Here is a 19,078-nt window from a genome sequence, read left to right on the forward strand (position 1 = left end):
CGGCTATAAAAACGCCAAAAAGCGCCGCAGTAGGCTCGAAGCATCGTGGCAGTCGGCAATGTTTGCCAGTAGGGTGTCCGGCTCTTCGCCTTGGTCGCGTAGGGCGACGCGTTGGCGTTCAAGGTAGGCACGCATCACCGGCGCAGTAAACTCGGGGTGAAACTGCACGCTCCACTGACGCGGGCCGTAGCGCAGCGCCTGATGGGCGTCGTGGCTGTTATGGGCCAGCACCGTGCAACCTTGAGGCGCCTGCATCACCGACTGGGCGTGGGTCAGGTGGGCGGCAAAGCTTTCCGGTAGTTGGCTAAACAGCGGGTCTTGTTGGCCTGCTTGAGTTAGCCGCACGGTGCGCGTGCCGGATTCACGGCCCGCCGGATGGTAGTCGCTCACGCCACCAAAAGCGGCGGCCATTAACTGGTGACCATAGCAAACGCCTAGCATCGGCGTGTCGCTTGCCAATGCCTCTTGCAGCCACGGCTTAAGCGCTTCGCTCCAGGGTTCGGCCTCGCTGACCATGCTGTGCGAGCCCGTAATCACAATACCCGCGAGTGTATTAAGCTCAGGAGCGCTGGGTTGCCGGGTTGCATCCCACACCTGTAATTCTAAATGCGCAGGTAGCGCAGTGCTAAGCTGCTTTATAAATAGCGTTTCAAAATCACCATGCTGGTCGGCAACTTCCGGAAAAGCGTCGCCGGTTTTAACGATTAATACGCAGGCCATATCACTCCCTCGGTAGGATGAAACGCAAACATTGAACAAAGGCCTTTCAGGAAGAGCGCAAAGGCGTGAAGATAGCCTACCATGGCTTCTCAGTTGGTAAGAACGAGTTGGTAAGAACGAGCTGGTAAGAACGCATCAATTATTAACGTCATAAGGAGACAATAATGCAACAGATTACCCGCGCAGGCGAACCGCTGGATGTGGCTGGCACTTTGCCCGCAAAAGGGCAGGCGGCACCTGAAATGACGCTGACCAACACCGATTTGCAAGACGTTACCCTCGACACGTACGCAGGCAAGCGTAAGGTGCTCAATATCATCCCCAGTGTGGATACGCCCACCTGTGCCATGTCCACGCGCCACTTCAACGAGCTGGCGTCTAACCTTGCTGATACCGTGGTATTGGTTGTCTCAGCGGACTTACCCTTTGCGGCCAAACGCTTTTGTGGCGCCGAAGGGTTGGATAACGTCGAAACACTGTCTACTTTCCGCCACCCCGAGTTTCGTGAAGCCTGGGGCGTGGCATTGTGCAACAACCCTATGGAAGGCCTTTGCGCCCGTGCAGTCGTCGTGCTGGATGCCGACAACCGGGTGCTGCACAGCGAGCTGGTGAGCGAGTTGAAGAACGAGCCTGATTACGAAGCTGCCTTAGCGGTGTTGGGCTAATTCGTACTGCTAGCCTCGCCGTTTAGCATGTCGTTTTGACGCCCTCACCAGCGCGCGAATCAAGCGCTGCTGGGGGCGATTGAAAATCAGCCACTCCGGATGCCACTGCACGCCAATCAAGAAGTCGTGCTCCCGTGACTCAATGCCCTGCACTAATCCATCTCTGTCGCGTGCAACGATTTCAATCCCTCTGCCCGCCTGATAAACGGCTTGATGATGCAGGCTGTTAACTCGGCACCAGGTAACCCCTAGCAGGCGGTGCAGCTTACTCGCTCCCACGATATCAACGGTTTTGCGCGGCAGAACGGTGCGTCGCCGTTTTAGCCCTTCATGGGTGGTGTAGATATCCGGATCCAGAGTGCCACCAAGATGCACATTGATTAATTGCGCCCCCCGGCAAATACCCAGCACCGGTGTATGTAGAGGAATAAAGCGTTCAAGTAGGGCTAGCTCTAGCTCATCCCGTGCGGGGTCTAAACGAACATCCAACTGCACTTCGCCCCCGTATAGGTGGGCCTGGATATCGTCGCCGCCGCCAATGATCAAGCCGTCCAGACTTTCCGGCTGCGGGCGCGAAGGTGATAAACGCAACGGTTTGCCGCCATGCCGCCAGACGGCGAACCAATCAAACCACCACGCTAAGTGGCTTTTTTTGTCAGAGGTAGTAATTCCGATAAGCGGCCGAGTCATGCGGGTAGTTACTCACTGTGACAGAAAATGAAAGATGCAACATTGGGCGCTTTAAAAAATTAGCGCTTACGACGAAGCCAACGAACCAGCTTCTCTTTTACACGGGTCAGCATCGGTCGGTTATGGTCGGCGATATACTTACCGCAGCGAGCAAGCAACACCTCAGAATTAGCGGCAAGTTTCTCAACTTCCACCCAGCGATTCCACTCGGTCACTGAGCCCCACCCCGGCTGGGAAAGCTGAGCATTGGGTAAGCGGTAGTGAAAGGTGGGGCGCGGCTTGGTAAGCTGCGTATGCAGCAATTCATGAGAGTGGTCGGGGCGTAGATAGGCAAATAGCGGCAGCATATCCAGCTCGCGATTGCGCGTCGGATTGTGGTGCAAGTAGTCGTCAATCAGTGTATCCAGATCAGGCGAATAGCGGCTATCCAGTACTTTTAGCGCATAAGCTTTATGGAATGGATTGGCATGGGGCAGCATCTCACGGGTAATATCGACTTTGATTTCGTCGCGCAGCCAGCCAGCCAGTAGCAGGTAAGCGCGCAGCATGGCGAGTAAGTAGTCAACGTCAAAGCGCTCCGCTTCAGGGTTTAGGTGCAACCCAAACCCATACAACAGGCTGGCATCGGTGCCCTTAGCGCCATGCTTACGCAGTGCTTCAAATAGCGCGTCTAAATCTTCCAGCTCATTCCAAGGTATCGGTGGGCAAACAATTTCGGTAGGTACCAGGCCGGTGACCATATCACCAATCAGTTCGCGGGTTTTTTGGTGAAACTCGATTCGCCGTTGATGCTGATGTCGGGCCCACTCGCTATCTTCTGCGTGAAGGTCATCGACCAGCGACTTGTCGGGGTGCGCGTACTGGGTGTCCAGCTCAATCCCAAATTCACCCCAACGGGTATCTTCAACTAGTAGCCGATGGGGGCTTACCACGTTAAGCTCCCCGCCAAACAGCTCACGTACGATCATCGCCGTGTCTCGGGGCGGCAGGCCAGCGAATTCAATTTCGACGCCAACTTGCCGGATTTTCCCGTGGCTATTTAAGCGATTAGGTGGAGCTTGAAGCGTCATCTCGGCATCCTTGAGGTGAACGTTTAAGCCACCAGCCTATCATAGTCACGCGTTGAGACTGAGCGTATCAGTGGTTTCAGTAAACCGTAGCGGCGGCAAACGATATGCAGGACGCCATCAAAGCTAATTTTCAGGAGTGAGGCGTGCGACAGCACTGGTTAATTAAATCGTTCATAGGTTTTGTCTTGCTTGTCTTGGCAAGCCTAGCAGTGACGAGCATGGCAATAACCCAGGCTCAGGCGCAAACGGTGTCGCTACCCGGGCTGAGCAGCAGTTCCGAAGAGCAAACGGCCGAGGTCAGTGGCGAAGAGTTTCAGCAGTCGCTAAATGACGTCATCACCATGCTCGAAAATGAGCAGCAGCGCACCGAGTTGCTTAAATCGCTACGTGAGTTGCAGGTCACTGCCGGCGCTGCCAGCGAAGATGAAGGGGTCGTGCATCAAGGGCTGCTGGGCGCACTCGCCGATACGTTAAGTGACTTGGGGGATCAGGCCCAATCCGGCGACTCGCCAGTTGATCAGTGGTCACGTCAATTGGTTCAGGGCGTAGAGGATATGCGCGCGCTTAACGATGATGCCGACCAGGGCGAGGCGGTGCGGGCAGTTGCCGAGGGCGCCGTGCTGGCCTTTATTTGGGGCGTGCTGCTGGTAGTAATGATTGCCTTTGGACGTATGGTGGCCACTCGACGGGAGTGGCCGCTGGATCTACCCAGGGATCCAAAGGGCTGGTTGATGGCGGTGCACTTCTTGCGCCGTATGTTGCCCTGGGCATTGTCGTTTGCCATTACGTTGGGTATCGGACAAGTGCTGCCCGATAGCCCTGGGCGAACGCTGGTACTGGTGGTGGCCTACATTTGCGTGTGTGGTCGTGCGCTCTCGGTGGTGTTTGAAACGGTCATCGCGTTCTTTAGCCGTGGCCACCGTTTTACCGCGGTTCAACTGCTTCAACAGCGCGCGCTGCGCGGGCTGTTTGTGATTGGTGCCTTGATTGCACTTGGCGATGCGGTCAACTCCTCACGCTTGGTCGAAATGCTCGGCAGCGAGCTATCGAGCCTAGTGTCGGTGCTTTCCAATATGCTCGCGGCGCTGCTCGCGGCGCGGTTTATTATCAAATTCAAACGGCCCGTACGTCATTTGATTTGCAACCGGCCGTTTAAGCAGCGCCGTGATGCCAGTACTGCCGTCGAGATGATTCGCTCGCTGGGGGGGCTATGGCACATACCCGCGCTGCTACTGGTGAGTGGTTCGCTGCTGGCGATTTTTATTACTGTCGGTGATGTGGGCACCGCGCTGGCGCGCTCGATTATTTCCGCCAGCCTGCTGGTGCTAACGCTGGTGGTCACTGGATTGTTGCGCCGCCAAGCGGAACGGATGGGCAAGCGTCGCCACCGACACCGCCAGAGCCAGTACCGTAAACGTTTGGAGCGTTTCGGCTTTGTTCTCGCGCATATTTTCGCATGGATGGTGTTTGCCGAGCTCTCGATGCAAGTGTGGGGCAGTTCGTTCTTTGGCCTGGGTCAGCAAGCAGTCGCTAGTGCCCGTATTGGGCAAGCGCTAGTCAGTCTTGGCGCCACAGTGTTGTTGGCGTGGCTGGTGTGGATTTTTGCGGACACTGCTATTCAGCGGGCGCTTACATCGTCGGCACGCTCACGCGGGCGACGGGTCAATCAGGCTCGAGCGCAAACTATTACGCCGATGATTCGTAACGTGATTTTCGTCACAATCCTGATTATTGCCGTTATCGCCGGGTTGGCCAATTTGGGCGTCAACGTTACACCATTGCTGGCCGGTGCCGGTGTGATCGGTTTGGCGATTGGCTTTGGTGCGCAAACGTTAGTGCAGGATTTGATTACCGGTATTTTTATTTTGATCGAAGATTCGCTAGCGGTAGATGACTTTGTACAGATCAATAACCATATGGGCACGGTCGAGGGGCTGACGTTGCGCACCGTGCGGCTGCGCGATTTGGATGGGATTGTGCATATCATCACCTTCAGTCGTATTCAGTCGATTCATAACATGTCCCGCCAGTTCGGCATTGCGCTGATGCGTATCCGCATTCCGTTTGATATGAAAATCGACGATGCGATTACGCTGATGCAGGAGACCGCCCAGGAACTGCGCCGCGACCCGATGATGCGCCACTACATCTGGTCGCCGCTGGAAATGCAGGGCGTTCAGGGCTTTGAAGATGGCTGCCCCATTTTACGCATGCGCTTTCGCACCGCGCCGGAGATGCAGTGGGATGTCTCGCGGGCGTTTAACCTATTGCTGAAGCAGCGTATGGAAGCACAAGAGATTGACCTGGGCGTGCCGCGTCTGAGTGTCAGTATGGAAGCGCGTGCCGAAGACCGCATGGAGGCCACCGCGGGTACTTCGTTCTCTTTAGAAGAGGGCTCGCAAGAGCAAGCCGGGCAAGAAAATGGCTCGTCTGAGAATGAGCAGGGCAAGGGGGAGGTGACGCAAACAGGTGATGCAAACCCCGAAGATCATAAGAAACCTGCACCGCCGAAGCCCGCACCGCGCCCGACAAAAGCCGAGATTCGCCAGGATGAGCAGACGCGTAAGCATGATGAGACGGCTAATCGTGCTGCGTCACATCGGCAAAAGCCCCAGGCACAGGGCAAGCCCCAGAGCGATTCCTATGCCAGCACCGGCGGCGAATACGGCGATGAGTAGCCATGGCCCGCGTAAACGACGCCAGCGGTTATACAGTGAGACCGCGTGGCTAACGCGGTCGACCAGTTCGTCGTGACGGGAAATGGCGTGATCCGGAGGCAGCGAAAAGTCGTTGGCGACATCGCCCTGCCAGTGGGCACCGTGGCTGAGTCCCAGGCGCGCTCGTAGCTTGCCGATATCGCTGACGGTGTCATGCAGCGTGTCGTAGGTTTCGCGGCGTTCGGCAACCGTGAAAACCGCCTCGGCATCCTGACGTAGCGCGCTATGCTGGCAGCTAGCAACGGCTTGGCTTATTTCTTGTTCGTTGGCCTCGGGGGAAACCGCGAGGCGCTGGTACAAATCGCGCATAGGGGGCTATTGTTTCTCTTGGGACTTGTTGCTCATAGGACTTGATTCTCATAGGGCTTGATTCTCGTGGCCCAGCGCATAGCGCGAAACCTCTAGCTTTACATGCTCTTAGTAAGTTTGCATCAAATAATCATAGGCGTTTTTAATACGCTGAAATCGCGCTGAAGCCAAGGCGACCTGTTGTTCGCTTTCCGAATAGAAGCGATCCGGATGGTGGAGCTGCGCCATCCGCCGATAAGCGTGGCGAACCTCTATCCGGGTAGCTCCTGGGGTGAGACCCAGCACCGAAAGCGCACGCGTGGTGCGGTCGGGTGGTGGCGGTGAAGCGCGCTGTTGGCGATGCTGTTGACGAGAGTCTTGCTGGCGAGAACGTTGCTGAGAAGAGTGATCGCGAGAGCGGCGTTGTTCGCGTTCGGCCTGTTCGCGCTGCTGTTGCTGCCTTTGCCGTTCCTGCTCCTGTTGGCGTGTCTGTTCCCGCTGGCGCTGCTGTTCCTGTTCTCGCGCCTGGCGAGCCTGCTCCTGGCGCTGCTGCTTCTCCTGCTGTTTTTGCTGCTTCTGTTTGTGGCGCTGCTCTTTCTTTCGCTGCTGTTGTTCGGCCCGTGCGTTGGCCTGTTGGTGCTGCTGCTCAGCGGCTTCAGCCTCGCGTGCTTTGCGAGCATGGTAATCTGGATCGTGAGTTTGCCAGTAGACATCGCGGCTAGGGTCTTCGGGGTTGCCAAGCGGGGTGCCGGTGAGTTCCTTAAACAGGGTGTTTAAGGTCATCGGTGTAACGCCGAGCAAATCAGCCAAAAAGCGCAAAATATAGTGGTTGGCCAGCGACAGCTCGCCGTCATCGGTGGCGACGGTAATGGCTTGATGAATAACGCTCAGGCTACGTTCTGTGCCGCACTCTTTGCGAACGACCTCTGCGGCTAGTTGGATCGCCTGCAGGTCTTGGCTATGGGCAATGCTCATCACCGGGCCAAGCTCATGCCCGTGGCGAAACTGCGCGGTCACCTGGGCCAAACGGCGCCGCCGCTGACCTTCCGAGACGTGTTGGCGGTGCACCAGCACCCAGGCCAACAGCAGCAGGGTTGCCGTATCCACTTGGCTGCGGCTCTTTAACAGCAGCAGCTCAAAGGGTGAAAAACGGGCAATGGACATTTCCTAGCTCCACAGATGAAGAGGTGAACACAGGGCGGTGGCTTTATGCGGCACCATGATCATTTTAGCCATGGTATATCATCACGTTAGGCAAAGGAGTAGGAGATTGATGAGTTGATCAACGTTGAGCGTAAAAACAGCTTTCAGCTGCGTCTTACCCGGCGACTCAAGGAAGAGACATCGCATAACCTTGACGTCTATCTTTTTGTGCCTGGCGATTTGGGTTTAAGCACCCAGCTTATCTCAGAAGAAGCCTTTTATCATGCTGCTATTAATGTCTCGCGCACCTACTACAGTGACGAGTACCTCCTGCCGCTGGTGCATAGTCGACTGGCCAGTCGTAATCGGCTCGGCAGCGACTCGTATCGATTGAGTCTGAGCCTCTATGCCTACCAATACGTGGAAGCGATGGAGCGCACTACCCGGTCAATGCTAGTGAGTGCCAATAAACTGCGCCATGCTCGCCAAGAGGAGCGGGAAGAGAACAGTGAGGTACAGGAGAGTGCCGCCGGCCTGCGCGATCAACTGCATGAAATGATCGACCTAAGCGACGGTATTCTTAAGCGGTTGAGACGGCACCAGCCCGATGATGAAAGCTTTAATAAGTATTTTGCCAATATTGATAACTACCTCTCCTGGTTTACCGAACAGCAGTTGCTGGCGCTGGTGGCACACATGCCCCGTGGCGGTGAGTTTACCGATATTCGTCGACGCTTTATTAGCGTATGTCACCGTGAGGGGGAGTATCGACGGGAACAGCAGTACAACGCCGAACGGGTCATGGCCGACCCGACGCGAATGTCGAATAAAATGCGTTTACTTCGGCGCCTGATTGAGCACCCGATTACCCTGAAACAGGAGGCGTTGGAGCTGGGGGGCGGCGAGCAGAAAGCGGTTAAAGCGCTAGCCACGGCAGTGGTAATGGCTTTTGTGTCGTTAGGTGTGCTGCAGTTGCGTAATGCGTTGGGAGATATCACCGCACTGTTCGTATTAGCCATGGCGCTGCTCTACGCCATGCGTGAGGTGTTTAAGGATGATTTACGCAATACCCTTTGGCGCTGGTTGCGTAAAGGCCGCCCCAAGTGGCGCCGCCAGTATTTAGACCCCACTCGCAATGCCGTTGTGGGACGCCAATTGGAGTGGTTTGACTACAAGCGCTTTGCATCGCTGGGCGAAGATATTCAAAAGATGCGCCGCCGAACGGTAGCTCAGCGAGAAGAAGTGGTGCTGCACTACCGTTCAAGCTCACGTATGTCGCCCACGCGTTTTTTAAGCGGCTACGAGCATACCCGCGAAACACTCAATCTGGATATCTCCATGCTGACGCGGTTAATGAGTAAGGGCAAGCATCATATCTACCGTTTAAAAGATGGCCAAGCGGTGCGTGAGGGCGTCGAGCGCCGCCATCTGTTCAACTTGGTGATTAGGGAGACAGGGAGTGAGGATACGCCCTACCTCGCCCGTTGGAAGGTGGTCGTTAGCCGCTCGGGTATTGTCGATGTTGAGAAAGTCGAAGAGAGTAGTGTGGTGAAGGAGCAAAAATAAGAAAGGGGCAAATAAACTGCGCCAGATCAACGCAGCCTCAATGCGTTCTTTGATATCGCCTCTCGGCATGGGCAAATTTCCAGCAGCGAACTAGTCTCAAAGTACAGGCAGACTAACCTGCATCTGCGGCTCAGTCTTTAAAGGTTGAGCGTAAGGAGGAGAACCATGCAAGCTATCGATATTATGACGCCCAAAGTGGTGAGTGTGGGGCCTGACACTGAAGTGCGAGAAATTGCCCAGCTGTTGCTCAGTCACCGTATCAGTGCGGTTCCCGTAGTGGATGAGGCTCACCAGGTGATTGGCATTGTCAGTGAAGGCGATTTAATGCGCCGGGTAAAAGGCGACGGTGACCATCGCGACTCCTGGTGGTTATCGCTGTTTACCGGCGGCAAGGATGCTGGGGACTATGTTAAGTCCCATGGCCGTAAAGCCCACGAGGTCATGACCCCGAATCCAATGACCGTCGAAGAGAACACGCCGCTGCATACCATTGCGCGCATGTTGGAAAAACACCATATCAAGCGGGTGCCTGTGTTGCGTGAAGGTAAACTGGTGGGCATCGTGAGCCGTGCAAACCTGCTACAAGGTATTGCCAATGCGGCGGTGGCGCCGACCCAGTCACCCACGGATGATCGGCAAATTCGCGAGGCTATTCTCAACGAGGTTGAGCATAATACCGGCGTACAGGTTGAAGGTATTAGCGTGATTGTGGATGGCGGTACTGTGGAGGTCTGGGGGCTGGTCGAATCCCTTGAACAGAAGCAGGCGGTAACCGTTGCTGCGGAAAACGTGCCTGGGGTCACCCAAGTCGAAAACCACCTGGGCATGATGCCGCGAGGCGTAGGCTATATGTAGCCTTTTACAGCGCATCCCCAACGGTCTGATCAACCCTATGCGGGGGCGCTGTAGACCCATCCATGGGCGCTAAATTCGCCATCCCTGGCCGAATAACCCCCGCTACGGGTTGATGCAGACCTTAGCAAATAGGTGTTGATGGGTTTGGCATTAATCTGGCCCGCTACTAAAATAGCGGGCTTTTCCTTCCTTACTCTCTTAAGCTCTGTCTTAAACCACTGCTTTAATCGCCTGCTCCAAGCTGTTTACGCTGCGCTCTGTGTGATGCAGTTTATCGAGGCCAAATAGACCTATGCGGAAGGTTTGGAAGTTATCGCCTTCATCGCACATTAGCGGTACGCCGCCCGCCACTTGTACGCCCGCTTGGGCAAGTTTGCCCACCAAGCTGCTATCGTCGCTATAACATACCACCACACCCGGGGCTTCAAAGCCTTCCGCAGCAACGCTCACAAAACCGTGGCGATTAAGCATGGCGCGGACTTCCCGGCCAATCGCTTGCTGCTCCTCTTTTACCTTGGCAAAGCCATAAGCGCGGGTCTCCTGCATGATATCCCGTAACTGCCGCAGTGCATCGGTAGGCATGGTGGCGTGGTAGGCGTGCCCGCCATTTTCATAGGCCTGCATAATGCTGTGCCACTTGCCCAAATCGCAGGCAAAACTGTTGCTCTGGGTCTCGCTCAAACGCTGGGTGGCACGCTCTGAGAGCATCACCATGGCGCAGCAGGGCGAGCCGCTCCAGCCTTTCTGCGGTGCGCTGACCACCACATCAATGCCTAGCGCCTGCATATCCACCCACAGGGTGCCCGCCGCAATAGCGTCCAGCACGAACAGACCACCTACCTCATGAGTTGCTTCGGCAAGCGCCTGAATATAGTCGTCCGGGAGCAGCAAGCCAGCGGAGGTCTCCACTTGCGGGGCAAACACTACGGCAGGTTTCTCGCTACGAATTTGCGCCACGGCCTCATCAATGGGCACCGGCTGAAAAGGCGAACGCGGGTCATTGGCCTTCAGACGCCTTGCTTTCAGCACTGAGTGCTGGTCGGTTAAGCGACCCATCTCAATAATTTGCGTCCAGCGGTAGCTGAACCAGCCGTTGCGAATAACCATGGTTTTCTGGTCAACGGCAAACTGGCGCGCCACCGCTTCCATGCCAAAGGTGCCGCTGCCGGGCACAATCACCGCTGCATGGGCGTTGTACACCTCTTTCAGCGTGGCGGAAATATCCCGCATTACACCTTGAAACTGCTGCGACATGTGATTCAGTGAGCGGTCTGTGTAGACCACCGAGTATTCAAGCAGACCCTCGGGGTCGACGTTTGGCAGTAAACCAGCCATGGCGTTCTCCTGTTTTTAGAAACAGCCTGTCGTTAGGAACAGCCTGTTGTTAGAAGCAAATAATTAAACACGCATCGTTAGCCACGCTAAAGCGTGAGGTAGCGTTTCAGAATACGGATAACCTCGGCGCGATGCCAATAGTGATGGCCTCCACAGTAGAGGCGAGGGCGGCGACTAAAGTTGCATGTAAGTAAACGTTTACGTCATTAAGGTAAACGTTTACTTTATGTATTGGGTGTCACTTTTAAGCCGCTTTTACGCTGTTAGGCCGTCATGGCTAAGGAGAAAATATGACTATTAACGTCACCGTGTGGGGTGAAAACGTTCACGAGCAAACCAATGAAGTTGTAGCCAGAATTTATCCAGAAGGTATGCATCACTGCATCGCAGAAGGTTTAAACGAAGCGAAGGGTATCCACGCCAACGCGGTTACCTTGCAAGATCCCGAGCAGGGTTTAAGTGAAGATACTCTCGAAAATACCGATGTGCTGCTGTGGTGGGGCCACGCCGCCCACGGCGATGTGCTTGAAGAGACCGTCGACCGAGTTCAGGCGCGTGTGTTACAGGGGATGGGGCTAATAGTGCTGCACTCTGGGCACTACGCAAAGATCTTCAAACGCCTGATGGGCACGACCTGCTCACTCAAGTGGCGGGAAGCGGGAGAGCGCGAGCGGCTATGGGTCGTTAACCCTGGTCACCCTATCGTTCAGGGCCTGGGCGACTATATCGAATTGCCGCATACCGAAATGTACGGCGAGCCGTTTGCGGTACCCAACCCCGATGAAGTGATCTTTATCAGCGCCTTTGAGGGCGGTGAGGTATTCCGCTCAGGGCTGACCTACAAACGCGGCAATGGCAAGATTTTTTACTTCCGCCCTGGTCACGAAACCTACCCAATCTACTACGACGCACAGGTGAAAACGGTACTGAAGAACGCTGTGAAATGGGCGCGCCCGGAAGGCTCTCGCTGGATCGACAGTTGCCCTAATATTCCTGCTGACCAGGCACCCAACCCGGTGGAAATCAAAGGCGAAGGGCTGCATAAACCCGGCGAGGAGGGCTTCAAATGATCCGTTTAGCGATAATTGGCGCTGGCAGTATGGCTGGTGAGCACGCCAAGCACTTTAGCCGGATCGAGGGAGTGGAAGTGGTGGCGGTGTGCGATATGGAGCTGGCCAAGGCCCGCGACTTTGCTGGCCGTCACGGTATTGCAGATGCGTATGACGACCTGGGGGTCATGCTAGCGCGGACGGATATTCAAGCTGTGAGCAACGTCACGCCGGATGGCGTTCATAAGCTAACGTCACTGGCCGCGATCGCCGCAGGCAAGCACATTCTGTGCGAAAAGCCGCTGGCGACGAATGCAGATGATGCTCATGAAATGGCCCAAGCGGCGCAGGCCGCCAAGGTCATCAATATGGTCAATTTTAGCTATCGCGATGCCCCGGCCATTCAGCACGCTCGTGCGCTGATTACCGCTGGGGCGATTGGTCAGGTTCGCCATGTAGATGCCAGCTATCGGCAAAGTTGGTTGGTCAGCAATGAGTGGGGACGCTGGGATCAGGAGAGTCAGTGGCTATGGCGGCTTTCGGAATCCCATGGCAGCAAAGGCGTGTTGGGCGATGTGGGCGTGCATATTGTCGATTTCGCCAGCTTTCCGGTGGGCGATATTAGCCGCGTAAACTGCGAACTGACCTGTTTTGAAAAAGCTCCGAATAACCGCATCGGCGATTATCTACTGGATGCCAACGATACCGCGCTAATGCGAGTGACTTTTGCCAATGGGGCCAAGGGCACCATTCAAGCCACCCGTTGGGCGACCGGACACCATAACTCGCTAACCCTGAGCGTGCACGGCGATAAAGGTGCTATTCGCGTCGATTTAGACGCCTCAAAAGACGACGTGCAGGTGTGTTTGGACGATGACGTTCACCCAGCGCGTTGGAGCACAGTGAAGGCACCGCCAACGCCCAGTATCTATCAGCGGTTTGTGGAAAGCATCCGCAGTGGTGAAAACGACCAGCCGGACTTTGCCCGAGGGGCAGCGATCCAAACTGTGCTTGATGCCTGCGTTATCTCCAGTCAGGAAGACCGCAGTCTGGAAATTGCAGTGTAATCAGCGTCGCAACGCCGGGCGTTTTTCGGCACACTGGAGGCATTCCAGGTGAAAAATAGGGCGGGAAATAGCCGGTGAGAGATTCGGTGATAAAGAGCAATCAAAGCGCCCAAACGGCCACCATCCGAGAAATTGCCCGGCGGGCCGAAGTATCGATTGCCTCGGTCAGCCGGGCCCTGAACGGCAAACCAGGGCTCAGTGACGCCCTGCGTGAGAAAATTTTGGCGATTAGCCAAGAAGTGGCCTACCAGCCCAGCGCCGCGGCTCGTCAGCTAATAAGCGGTAAAACGGCGGTGGTAGGCATCTCTCTCGGCCGTCAGGATATCGAGCTGCGTCCTTACTATATCTTGCTCTACCAGCACCTTACCGTTGCCCTTCATCAGCAGGGTATGGTGCCGGTGTTCTTTAATCACCAGCAAACCGCCGAATTACCCGAACGCGCGGGGGCTGCTATTTTGCTTGGTGAAGCCCCAGACGATGAGCGCCCGGCGCTGCTTAAGGCCGCTGCGATTCCTTTTGTACGCATAGGTGACGCCGGGGAAGGCTTTTCTGTCGCCCCGGATGATAGGCAGGGTCTGTATGAGATGACCCACCACCTCATTACTCACGGGCGCCAACGGCTGGCCTTTATGGGCGGCGAGCTAGAGGTGCCGCGTCCCCATAGCCGCTTGGAGGGCTACCGGCGGGCATTGGCAGAGGCGGGGCTCGCCGAACGCTTGATCAGCCTACCGCACCGCTTGGCGTCAGACTCCCTTAACAGCTATCGCTATCTAAATCGCTATTTAGACGAAGAGGGCGCCCAACCACTGCCTTTTGATGCGCTGGTATGCGCCACCGACGAACTAGCGTTGGGCTGTGTGGCCGCGCTGGAAGACCGCGGGATTGAAGTGCCTTTTCAGGTCGCGGTAACAGGCTTTGATGACCTGCCCACCCTCGCCACTGGGCTCACCACCGTACGGCAGGATATTGCCGAGATAGCCGAGACGAGCATGGCACTACTGGCAGAAGCGAGGGCGGGGGAAGCGTCCCGGCACGTATCGCTGCCGGTGACGCTGGTGGTGCGCGAAACTGGGTAGTTAACGCGGTGGCAATTGCTCAGGCCCGAAGGCGTCGGGCAGCAGCGTTTCCATGGTGTAGGTTTTCATCAATTCGCCGCTGCCGGAAAGCACCTTGATCTGCGTGTCTGGCGTGGCGAACTCACGAATTCGCTGACGGCAATCGCCGCAGGGCGTGCACAGGTGATCAGCTGGGCCCATGACGTAGACGGTCTCCAACTGGCGTTGGCCTGCAGTCACCATGGCGGAAATGGCCGAGGCTTCAGCACACAGGCCTTTGTAGTGCGCCACTTCCACGTTGGTGCCGGCAAACTGCTGACCATCGGGGGTCACCATCACCGATGCCACCGGATGATTAGAGTAGGGCACATAGGCGTTAGCCCGGGCGCTGAATAACTTCTGAACGATCTCTTCCGATACCTGTTCCATCATTTTTCCTTTTGGTTCTTCGTCATCTCCCACCGGTGCAACTATCAGGCTGGAAGCTAATTGTGGGAGGCCGCTTCCAGCGGGCGAAGGGTGCCGAAGGTACCCCGGTGTTGTCAGGCTGGCAGCCTAAGCGGTCGCGAGCTAAAGCTACCTCCCACGGGTGCAACTATCAGGCTGGTAGAGATAATTCCATACTGAGCGAAGAAGAACCTTGCTTTAGGCCATGTCAGCGCTTCAAGCGCGGGCAGCGTCGTCGCGTAGAACGGTGTCCAGTGCTATAAGCATCATGTCGTCAAAGGTAGTTTGACGGTCGGCGCTGGAGAGCGAGTCGCCTTTCAGGATGTGATCCGACACGGTGCAGATGGTCATGGCGCGGGCGCCAAACTCAGCGGCGACGCCATAAAGGCCAGCGGCTTCCATCTCAACACCGACAATGCCGTAACGCTTGAGCATTTCCGCCATTTCGGTTTGCGGATTGTAAAACAGGTCCGCTGAGAAAATGTTGCCCACTTTGACCGGCACGTTCTTAGCCTTGGCGGCGGCCACAGCGTGCTGGGTGAGCTCAAAGTCAGCAATCGCGGCGAAGTCATGGTCGTTAAAGCGCATGCGATTGACCTTGGAGTCGGTGCTGGCGCCCATGCCGATGACCACATCGCGCACGTTGACATCGTCGCGCACCGCGCCGCAGGAGCCCACGCGAATCAGTGATTTAACGCCGTAGTCGGTGATCAGCTCTTTGGCGTAGATGGAGACCGACGGAATGCCCATGCCGTGGCCCATCACGGAAATCTCGCGGCCTTTGTAGGTGCCGGTATAACCGAACATATTGCGTACATCGTTGACCTGGCGAACGTTCTCCAGGTAGGTGTCGGCGATATATTTGGCGCGCAGCGGGTCGCCGGGCATCAGTACGGTATCGGCAAAATCACCGGGGGCAGCGTTAATATGCGGGGTAGCCATCAAATATCTCCTTTAAGCGGCTTCAGGAAGAAAGCTTTTGCCATCGGCCATGGCCGGGAGCAGGAAAAAGTCGGCCAGGGTTTGGCCAATGTCGGCAAAAGTGCCGCGCTCGCCCAGCGGGCCGGGGGAGAAGCCGGGGCCGTGTACCAGAATGGGGATGTACTCGCGGGTGTGCTCGGTGCCGTGCCAGCTGGGGTCGCAGCCGTGATCGGCGGTGAGAATCAGCAGGTCATCTTCGCTTAGCGCAGCCAGCAGCTTAGGCAGCTTGGCGTCGAAATCTTCCAGTGCGGCGGCATAGCCCGCCACGTCGCGGCGATGGCCATAGACCGAGTCAAAATCGACAAAGTTGGTCATGATCATGGCGCGCTCGCCTTCGTCGCGTTGGTTGGTGCGCTCGATCTCTTTGAGCGTGGCGTCCATCAATGCATCGTGACCGCTGGCTTTTACCTTGTGGGTAATGCCGCAGTGGGCGTAGATATCGGCAATTTTACCAATCGAGACCACTTCGCCGCCGGCATCATCAAGCTTTTGCAGCACGGTGGGAGAGGGCGGCTCAACGCTGAAGTCGCGACGGTTGCCGGTGCGGGCGAAGGTGTTGCTGTCGTCGCCAATAAACGGACGCGCAATGACGCGGCCAATGTTATAAGGCTCCAGCAGCTCACGGACGGTTTCGCACAGCTTATAAAGCCGCTCCAGGCCGAAATGCTCTTCGTGGGCAGCAATCTGGAACACCGAATCCGCCGAGGTATAAACGATGGGTTTGCCAGTAGCGATGTGCTCTTCACCCAGGCGGGCGATGATCTCGGTGCCTGACGCGTGGCAGTTGCCAATCACCCCAGTGAGGTCGGCTTCTTGCACGATGGCGTCGAGCAGCTCAAGGGGGAAACTATCGGTTTTATCCAGAAAGTAGCCCCACTCGAAGCGTACCGGAACGCCGGCAATTTCCCAGTGGCCGGAGGGGGTATCTTTGCCGCTGGAAATTTCTTTGGCATGGGCGTACGCGCCTTCCAGGTTTTCCGGCAGTGTGACGCCTTCGGCAACGCTTCCCGTGGCATCGCGGTGGGCGTGAAATAGCCCCAGCTTGGCCATGTTGGGCAGCTTGAGCGGGCCTGAGCGGTTGGCGTTATCCGCTTCGCCACGGGCGCAGGCGGCGGCGATATGACCCAAGGTGTCGGAGCCTTCATCGCCAAAGGTGGCGGCATCCGGGGCGGCGCCAATCCCAAAGGAGTCAAGTACCAGGACAATCGCGCGGCTCATAAGGCTTCTCCACGGAAAGTGTCTTGTAGCAGGGTATCGGCGCTGGCGGTACCTTCGCCAATCGTAAACGCCGCGCGCAACTGCTCGGCGGCACGGTCGGCGGCGGCTTCACTGCGGGCGTGTACCATGGCAATGGGGCGCTGGCTATCCACGCTCTCGCCGATTTCGACGATAGCCGTAAAGCCGACGCTGTGATCGACGCTGGCGTCGTTACGCAGGCGGCCGCCGCCCAGTTCCACCACGCTCATGCCCACCGCGCGGGTGTCGATACGCTGGACGACACCTGGTTTTTCGGCATACACGGGCTTAATCACCTCGGCTTTGGCCAAGTAGTGCTCCGAGCGCTCAATAAAGTCGCTGGGGCCGCCGAGTTCGCGCACCATGCGGGCGAATACTTCAGCGGCCGCGCCAGAAGTTAGCGCCTTCTCAAGCTGAGTAAGCGCTTCTTCACGTGAGCCTGCGAGTTTGCCCGCAATCAGCATTTCCACTGCCAGTTCTCGGGTAACTTGCATTACGCGGCTGTTGGGGCGGTCGCCGCGCAGCAGCGCCAGGGTCTCGACGATTTCAACGGCGTTACCGGCGCAGGGGGCAAGCGGCTGGCTCATGTCGGTAAGCAGAGCAGTCGTGGGCGTACCCGCTTGGGTGGCCACATTGGCGATACTTTTAGCCAGCTCGCGGGATTTTTCCGGCGTGGGCATAAAGGCGCCGCTGCCGACTTTAACGTCCATTACCAGCGCATCCAGTCCGGAGGCCAGTTTCTTGCCTAGAATAGAGGCGGTAATCAGCGGAATCGATTCCACAGTGGCGGTCACATCACGCACGCCGTAGATGCGCTTGTCGGCGGGGGCGAGATCACCCGTTTGGCCAATAATCGCCACACCGGTGGATTTCACGACGTCGCGGAAACGCTCCGGGGCAGGATAGGGGTCGTAGCCGGGGATTGATTCGAGTTTATCCAGGGTGCCGCCAGTGTGACCTAAGCCGCGACCGGAAATCATCGGTACAAAGGCACCACAGGCGGCCACCCAGGGGCCCAGCACCAGCGAGACCAAATCGCCTACGCCGCCGGTGGAGTGCTTATCGACAATCGGGCCGGGCAGGTTGAGGTCGCTCCACTGCATTACGTGGCCGGAGTCGCGGGTCGCGGTGGTCAGCGCAACGACTTCTTCACGGCTCATGCCGTTGAGAAATACTGCCATGGTGAAGGCGCCAATCTGAGCGTCGCTGATGCGATCATCTGCAATGCCCTGCACAAAGGCTTTAATCTCTTCCGCGGGCAGCGGCTGGTTGTCACGCTTTAGGCGAATCAGTTCCTGGGGGAGTAGGGTGTGTTTGGCAGACATTAGTAACCTCCGTCAGTGGTGGCAGCGTTGGTGTTGCCGGTCAGCGTCGCCAGCAGATTACCCAGCAGGCTAGAGGCACCAAAGCGGAAGTGAGCTGGGGTTACCCAGCCTGGGCCCATGATATCGTTGGCAAGAGCCAAATATTCCGCTGCGTCTTCGGCGGTTTTAACGCCACCTGCTGCTTTAAAACCAACGTCTTGGCCACTGGCCTTGATGGCTTTGAGCATAATTTCAGCGGCTTCCAGCGTAGCGTTAACCGCCACTTTACCTGTCGATGTTTTAATGAAATCCGCGCCGCCTTCAATAGCCAGTTCGCTGGCGCGTTTGATCAGCGCAGGCTCTTTGAGTTCGCCGGACTCAATGATCACTTTGAGCAGTGCTTGGCCAGCGCAGGCGGCTTTGCACATTTCAACCAGCTCAAGGCCGGTCTCTTCGTCGCCTGCCATCAGCGCGCGGTAGGGAAAGACCACATCGACTTCGTGGGCACCGGATGCAACGGCGTCACGGGTTTCCCGAGCAGCGCCCATGATGTCATCACCACCATCTGGAAAATTGGTGACCGTGGCGATCTTGACCTGGTCATTGAGTGTGTGAGCAGTGAGCGCACGCTGGGCCGTGACAATAAACTGGGGGTAGACACAGACTGCAGCCGGGGTGCCAAAGGGTGTCTTCACCTGCTGGCAGAGCGCTTCAATGGTGCTGTCAGTATCGCTGTCGTTCAGGCTCGTCAGATCCATGAGGGTAAGCGCTTGGCGGGCGGCTTGGACGATATGGGGGGAAGCAGTCGCAGTCATGGAATTCTCACAAATCAGTAAAAGATAAAAACGGGCACTGCGGATAAAGCCGCAGTGCCCGTCACCTTCAGTAAG

General features: G+C 56.8%; 18 protein-coding genes. 7 read left to right on the forward strand and 11 right to left on the reverse strand.

Annotation, left to right across the window (positions count from 1 at the left end):
- Positions 1-3: 3 nt before the first annotated feature.
- Positions 4-720: a glutamine amidotransferase gene (locus tag SR894_RS04610; RefSeq protein ID WP_223287817.1), complete on the reverse strand. Its 717-nt coding sequence runs from the start codon at positions 718-720 to the stop codon at positions 4-6.
- A gap of 164 nt (positions 721-884) precedes the next feature.
- On the opposite strand from SR894_RS04610, the gene tpx reads away from it, so the two are divergent.
- Positions 885-1,385 (forward strand): thiol peroxidase, encoded by a 501-nt coding sequence (tpx, locus tag SR894_RS04615; RefSeq protein ID WP_133731306.1) that lies wholly within the window; start codon positions 885-887, stop codon positions 1,383-1,385.
- Positions 1,386-1,394: 9 nt separating this feature from the next.
- Here tpx and SR894_RS04620 read toward each other — a convergent pair whose 3' ends face one another.
- Both SR894_RS04620 and SR894_RS04625 read right to left on the reverse strand, forming a co-directional pair.
- Entirely contained in the window at positions 1,395-2,075 is a 681-nt protein-coding gene (locus tag SR894_RS04620) for a gamma-glutamyl-gamma-aminobutyrate hydrolase family protein (protein ID WP_133731305.1), read from the reverse strand.
- A 59-nt stretch (positions 2,076-2,134) separates the two neighbouring features.
- On the reverse strand, positions 2,135-3,145 hold the full coding sequence (locus SR894_RS04625) for an amidoligase family protein (protein ID WP_223287816.1): 1,011 nt from the start codon (positions 3,143-3,145) through the stop codon (positions 2,135-2,137).
- A 143-nt stretch (positions 3,146-3,288) separates the two neighbouring features.
- On the opposite strand from SR894_RS04625, the gene SR894_RS04630 reads away from it, so the two are divergent.
- On the forward strand, positions 3,289-5,823 hold the full coding sequence (locus tag SR894_RS04630) for a mechanosensitive ion channel family protein (protein ID WP_223287815.1): 2,535 nt from the start codon (positions 3,289-3,291) through the stop codon (positions 5,821-5,823).
- Here the strand turns inward: SR894_RS04630 and SR894_RS04635 are convergent.
- Entirely contained in the window at positions 5,740-6,171 is a 432-nt protein-coding gene (locus SR894_RS04635) for a hypothetical protein (protein ID WP_133731302.1), read from the reverse strand. The genes SR894_RS04630 and SR894_RS04635 overlap by 84 nt on opposite strands.
- Positions 6,172-6,279: 108 nt before the next feature.
- Positions 6,280-7,314: a J domain-containing protein gene (locus SR894_RS04640; RefSeq protein ID WP_133731301.1), complete on the reverse strand. Its 1,035-nt coding sequence runs from the start codon at positions 7,312-7,314 to the stop codon at positions 6,280-6,282.
- 114 nt (positions 7,315-7,428) lie between these two features.
- On the opposite strand from SR894_RS04640, the gene SR894_RS04645 reads away from it, so the two are divergent.
- Both SR894_RS04645 and SR894_RS04650 read left to right on the forward strand, forming a co-directional pair.
- Positions 7,429-8,859, forward strand: coding sequence for a hypothetical protein (locus SR894_RS04645; RefSeq protein ID WP_133731300.1), 1,431 nt, complete (start codon positions 7,429-7,431; stop codon positions 8,857-8,859).
- A 165-nt stretch (positions 8,860-9,024) separates the two neighbouring features.
- Entirely contained in the window at positions 9,025-9,714 is a 690-nt protein-coding gene (locus SR894_RS04650) for a CBS domain-containing protein (RefSeq protein ID WP_133731299.1), read from the forward strand.
- Between the two features lie 210 nt (positions 9,715-9,924).
- Here the strand turns inward: SR894_RS04650 and SR894_RS04655 are convergent, their stop codons facing one another.
- Positions 9,925-11,049: an aminotransferase class V-fold PLP-dependent enzyme gene (locus tag SR894_RS04655; RefSeq protein ID WP_133731298.1), complete on the reverse strand. Its 1,125-nt coding sequence runs from the start codon at positions 11,047-11,049 to the stop codon at positions 9,925-9,927.
- Between the two features lie 290 nt (positions 11,050-11,339).
- Between SR894_RS04655 and SR894_RS04660 the strand changes: the two genes are divergently transcribed.
- The 3 genes from SR894_RS04660 (at position 11,340) to SR894_RS04670 (ending at position 14,241) form a co-directional block, all read left to right on the forward strand.
- Positions 11,340-12,119 carry a ThuA domain-containing protein gene (locus SR894_RS04660; protein ID WP_133731297.1) on the forward strand — a complete coding sequence of 260 codons (780 nt, stop codon included), beginning with the start codon at positions 11,340-11,342 and terminating at the stop codon, positions 12,117-12,119.
- Entirely contained in the window at positions 12,116-13,165 is a 1,050-nt protein-coding gene (locus SR894_RS04665; RefSeq protein ID WP_133731296.1) for a Gfo/Idh/MocA family protein, read from the forward strand. Before SR894_RS04660 ends, SR894_RS04665 begins: the two co-directional genes overlap by 4 nt.
- A 74-nt stretch (positions 13,166-13,239) precedes the next feature.
- Positions 13,240-14,241: a LacI family DNA-binding transcriptional regulator gene (locus SR894_RS04670; RefSeq protein WP_133731295.1), complete on the forward strand. Its 1,002-nt coding sequence runs from the start codon at positions 13,240-13,242 to the stop codon at positions 14,239-14,241.
- On the opposite strand, the gene cdd is transcribed toward SR894_RS04670, so the two are convergent.
- The 5 genes from cdd to deoC form a co-directional block, all read right to left on the reverse strand.
- Positions 14,242-14,649: a cytidine deaminase gene (gene cdd, locus SR894_RS04675; protein WP_133731294.1), complete on the reverse strand. Its 408-nt coding sequence runs from the start codon at positions 14,647-14,649 to the stop codon at positions 14,242-14,244.
- A gap of 234 nt (positions 14,650-14,883) precedes the next feature.
- Positions 14,884-15,609: a purine-nucleoside phosphorylase gene (deoD, locus tag SR894_RS04680; protein WP_008957683.1), complete on the reverse strand. Its 726-nt coding sequence runs from the start codon at positions 15,607-15,609 to the stop codon at positions 14,884-14,886.
- Between the two features lie 12 nt (positions 15,610-15,621).
- Positions 15,622-16,866 (reverse strand): phosphopentomutase, encoded by a 1,245-nt coding sequence (locus SR894_RS04685; protein ID WP_133731293.1) that lies wholly within the window; start codon positions 16,864-16,866, stop codon positions 15,622-15,624.
- Positions 16,863-18,209, reverse strand: a complete 1,347-nt coding sequence (gene deoA / locus SR894_RS04690; RefSeq protein WP_133731292.1) for a thymidine phosphorylase — start codon at positions 18,207-18,209, stop codon at positions 16,863-16,865. Before deoA ends, SR894_RS04685 begins: the two co-directional genes overlap by 4 nt.
- Complete coding sequence (deoC, locus tag SR894_RS04695) at positions 18,209-19,003, reverse strand: deoxyribose-phosphate aldolase (protein WP_133731291.1); 795 nt, start codon at positions 19,001-19,003, stop codon at positions 18,209-18,211. The genes deoA and deoC overlap by 1 nt, the downstream gene beginning before the upstream one ends.
- Between the last annotated feature and the right edge of the window lie 75 nt (positions 19,004-19,078).

The sequence above is a fragment of the Vreelandella neptunia genome (genome assembly GCF_034479615.1).
In the GTDB taxonomy this organism is placed as follows: Bacteria; Pseudomonadota; Gammaproteobacteria; order Pseudomonadales; family Halomonadaceae; genus Vreelandella; species Vreelandella neptunia.

Coding starts and splice junctions, on each gene's coding strand:
- SR894_RS04610 (WP_223287817.1), bottom strand. CDS start 720: ATGGCCTGCGTATTAATCGTTAAAACCGGCGACGCTTTTCCGGAAGTT.
- tpx (WP_133731306.1), top strand. CDS start 885: ATGCAACAGATTACCCGCGCAGGCGAACCGCTGGATGTGGCTGGCACT.
- SR894_RS04620 (WP_133731305.1), bottom strand. CDS start 2,075: ATGACTCGGCCGCTTATCGGAATTACTACCTCTGACAAAAAAAGCCAC.
- SR894_RS04625 (WP_223287816.1), bottom strand. CDS start 3,145: ATGACGCTTCAAGCTCCACCTAATCGCTTAAATAGCCACGGGAAAATC.
- SR894_RS04635 (WP_133731302.1), bottom strand. CDS start 6,171: ATGCGCGATTTGTACCAGCGCCTCGCGGTTTCCCCCGAGGCCAACGAA.
- SR894_RS04640 (WP_133731301.1), bottom strand. CDS start 7,314: ATGTCCATTGCCCGTTTTTCACCCTTTGAGCTGCTGCTGTTAAAGAGC.
- SR894_RS04650 (WP_133731299.1), top strand. CDS start 9,025: ATGCAAGCTATCGATATTATGACGCCCAAAGTGGTGAGTGTGGGGCCT.
- SR894_RS04655 (WP_133731298.1), bottom strand. CDS start 11,049: ATGGCTGGTTTACTGCCAAACGTCGACCCCGAGGGTCTGCTTGAATAC.
- SR894_RS04660 (WP_133731297.1), top strand. CDS start 11,340: ATGACTATTAACGTCACCGTGTGGGGTGAAAACGTTCACGAGCAAACC.
- SR894_RS04665 (WP_133731296.1), top strand. CDS start 12,116: ATGATCCGTTTAGCGATAATTGGCGCTGGCAGTATGGCTGGTGAGCAC.
- cdd (WP_133731294.1), bottom strand. CDS start 14,649: ATGGAACAGGTATCGGAAGAGATCGTTCAGAAGTTATTCAGCGCCCGG.
- deoD (WP_008957683.1), bottom strand. CDS start 15,609: ATGGCTACCCCGCATATTAACGCTGCCCCCGGTGATTTTGCCGATACC.
- SR894_RS04685 (WP_133731293.1), bottom strand. CDS start 16,866: ATGAGCCGCGCGATTGTCCTGGTACTTGACTCCTTTGGGATTGGCGCC.
- deoA (WP_133731292.1), bottom strand. CDS start 18,209: ATGTCTGCCAAACACACCCTACTCCCCCAGGAACTGATTCGCCTAAAG.
- deoC (WP_133731291.1), bottom strand. CDS start 19,003: ATGACTGCGACTGCTTCCCCCCATATCGTCCAAGCCGCCCGCCAAGCG.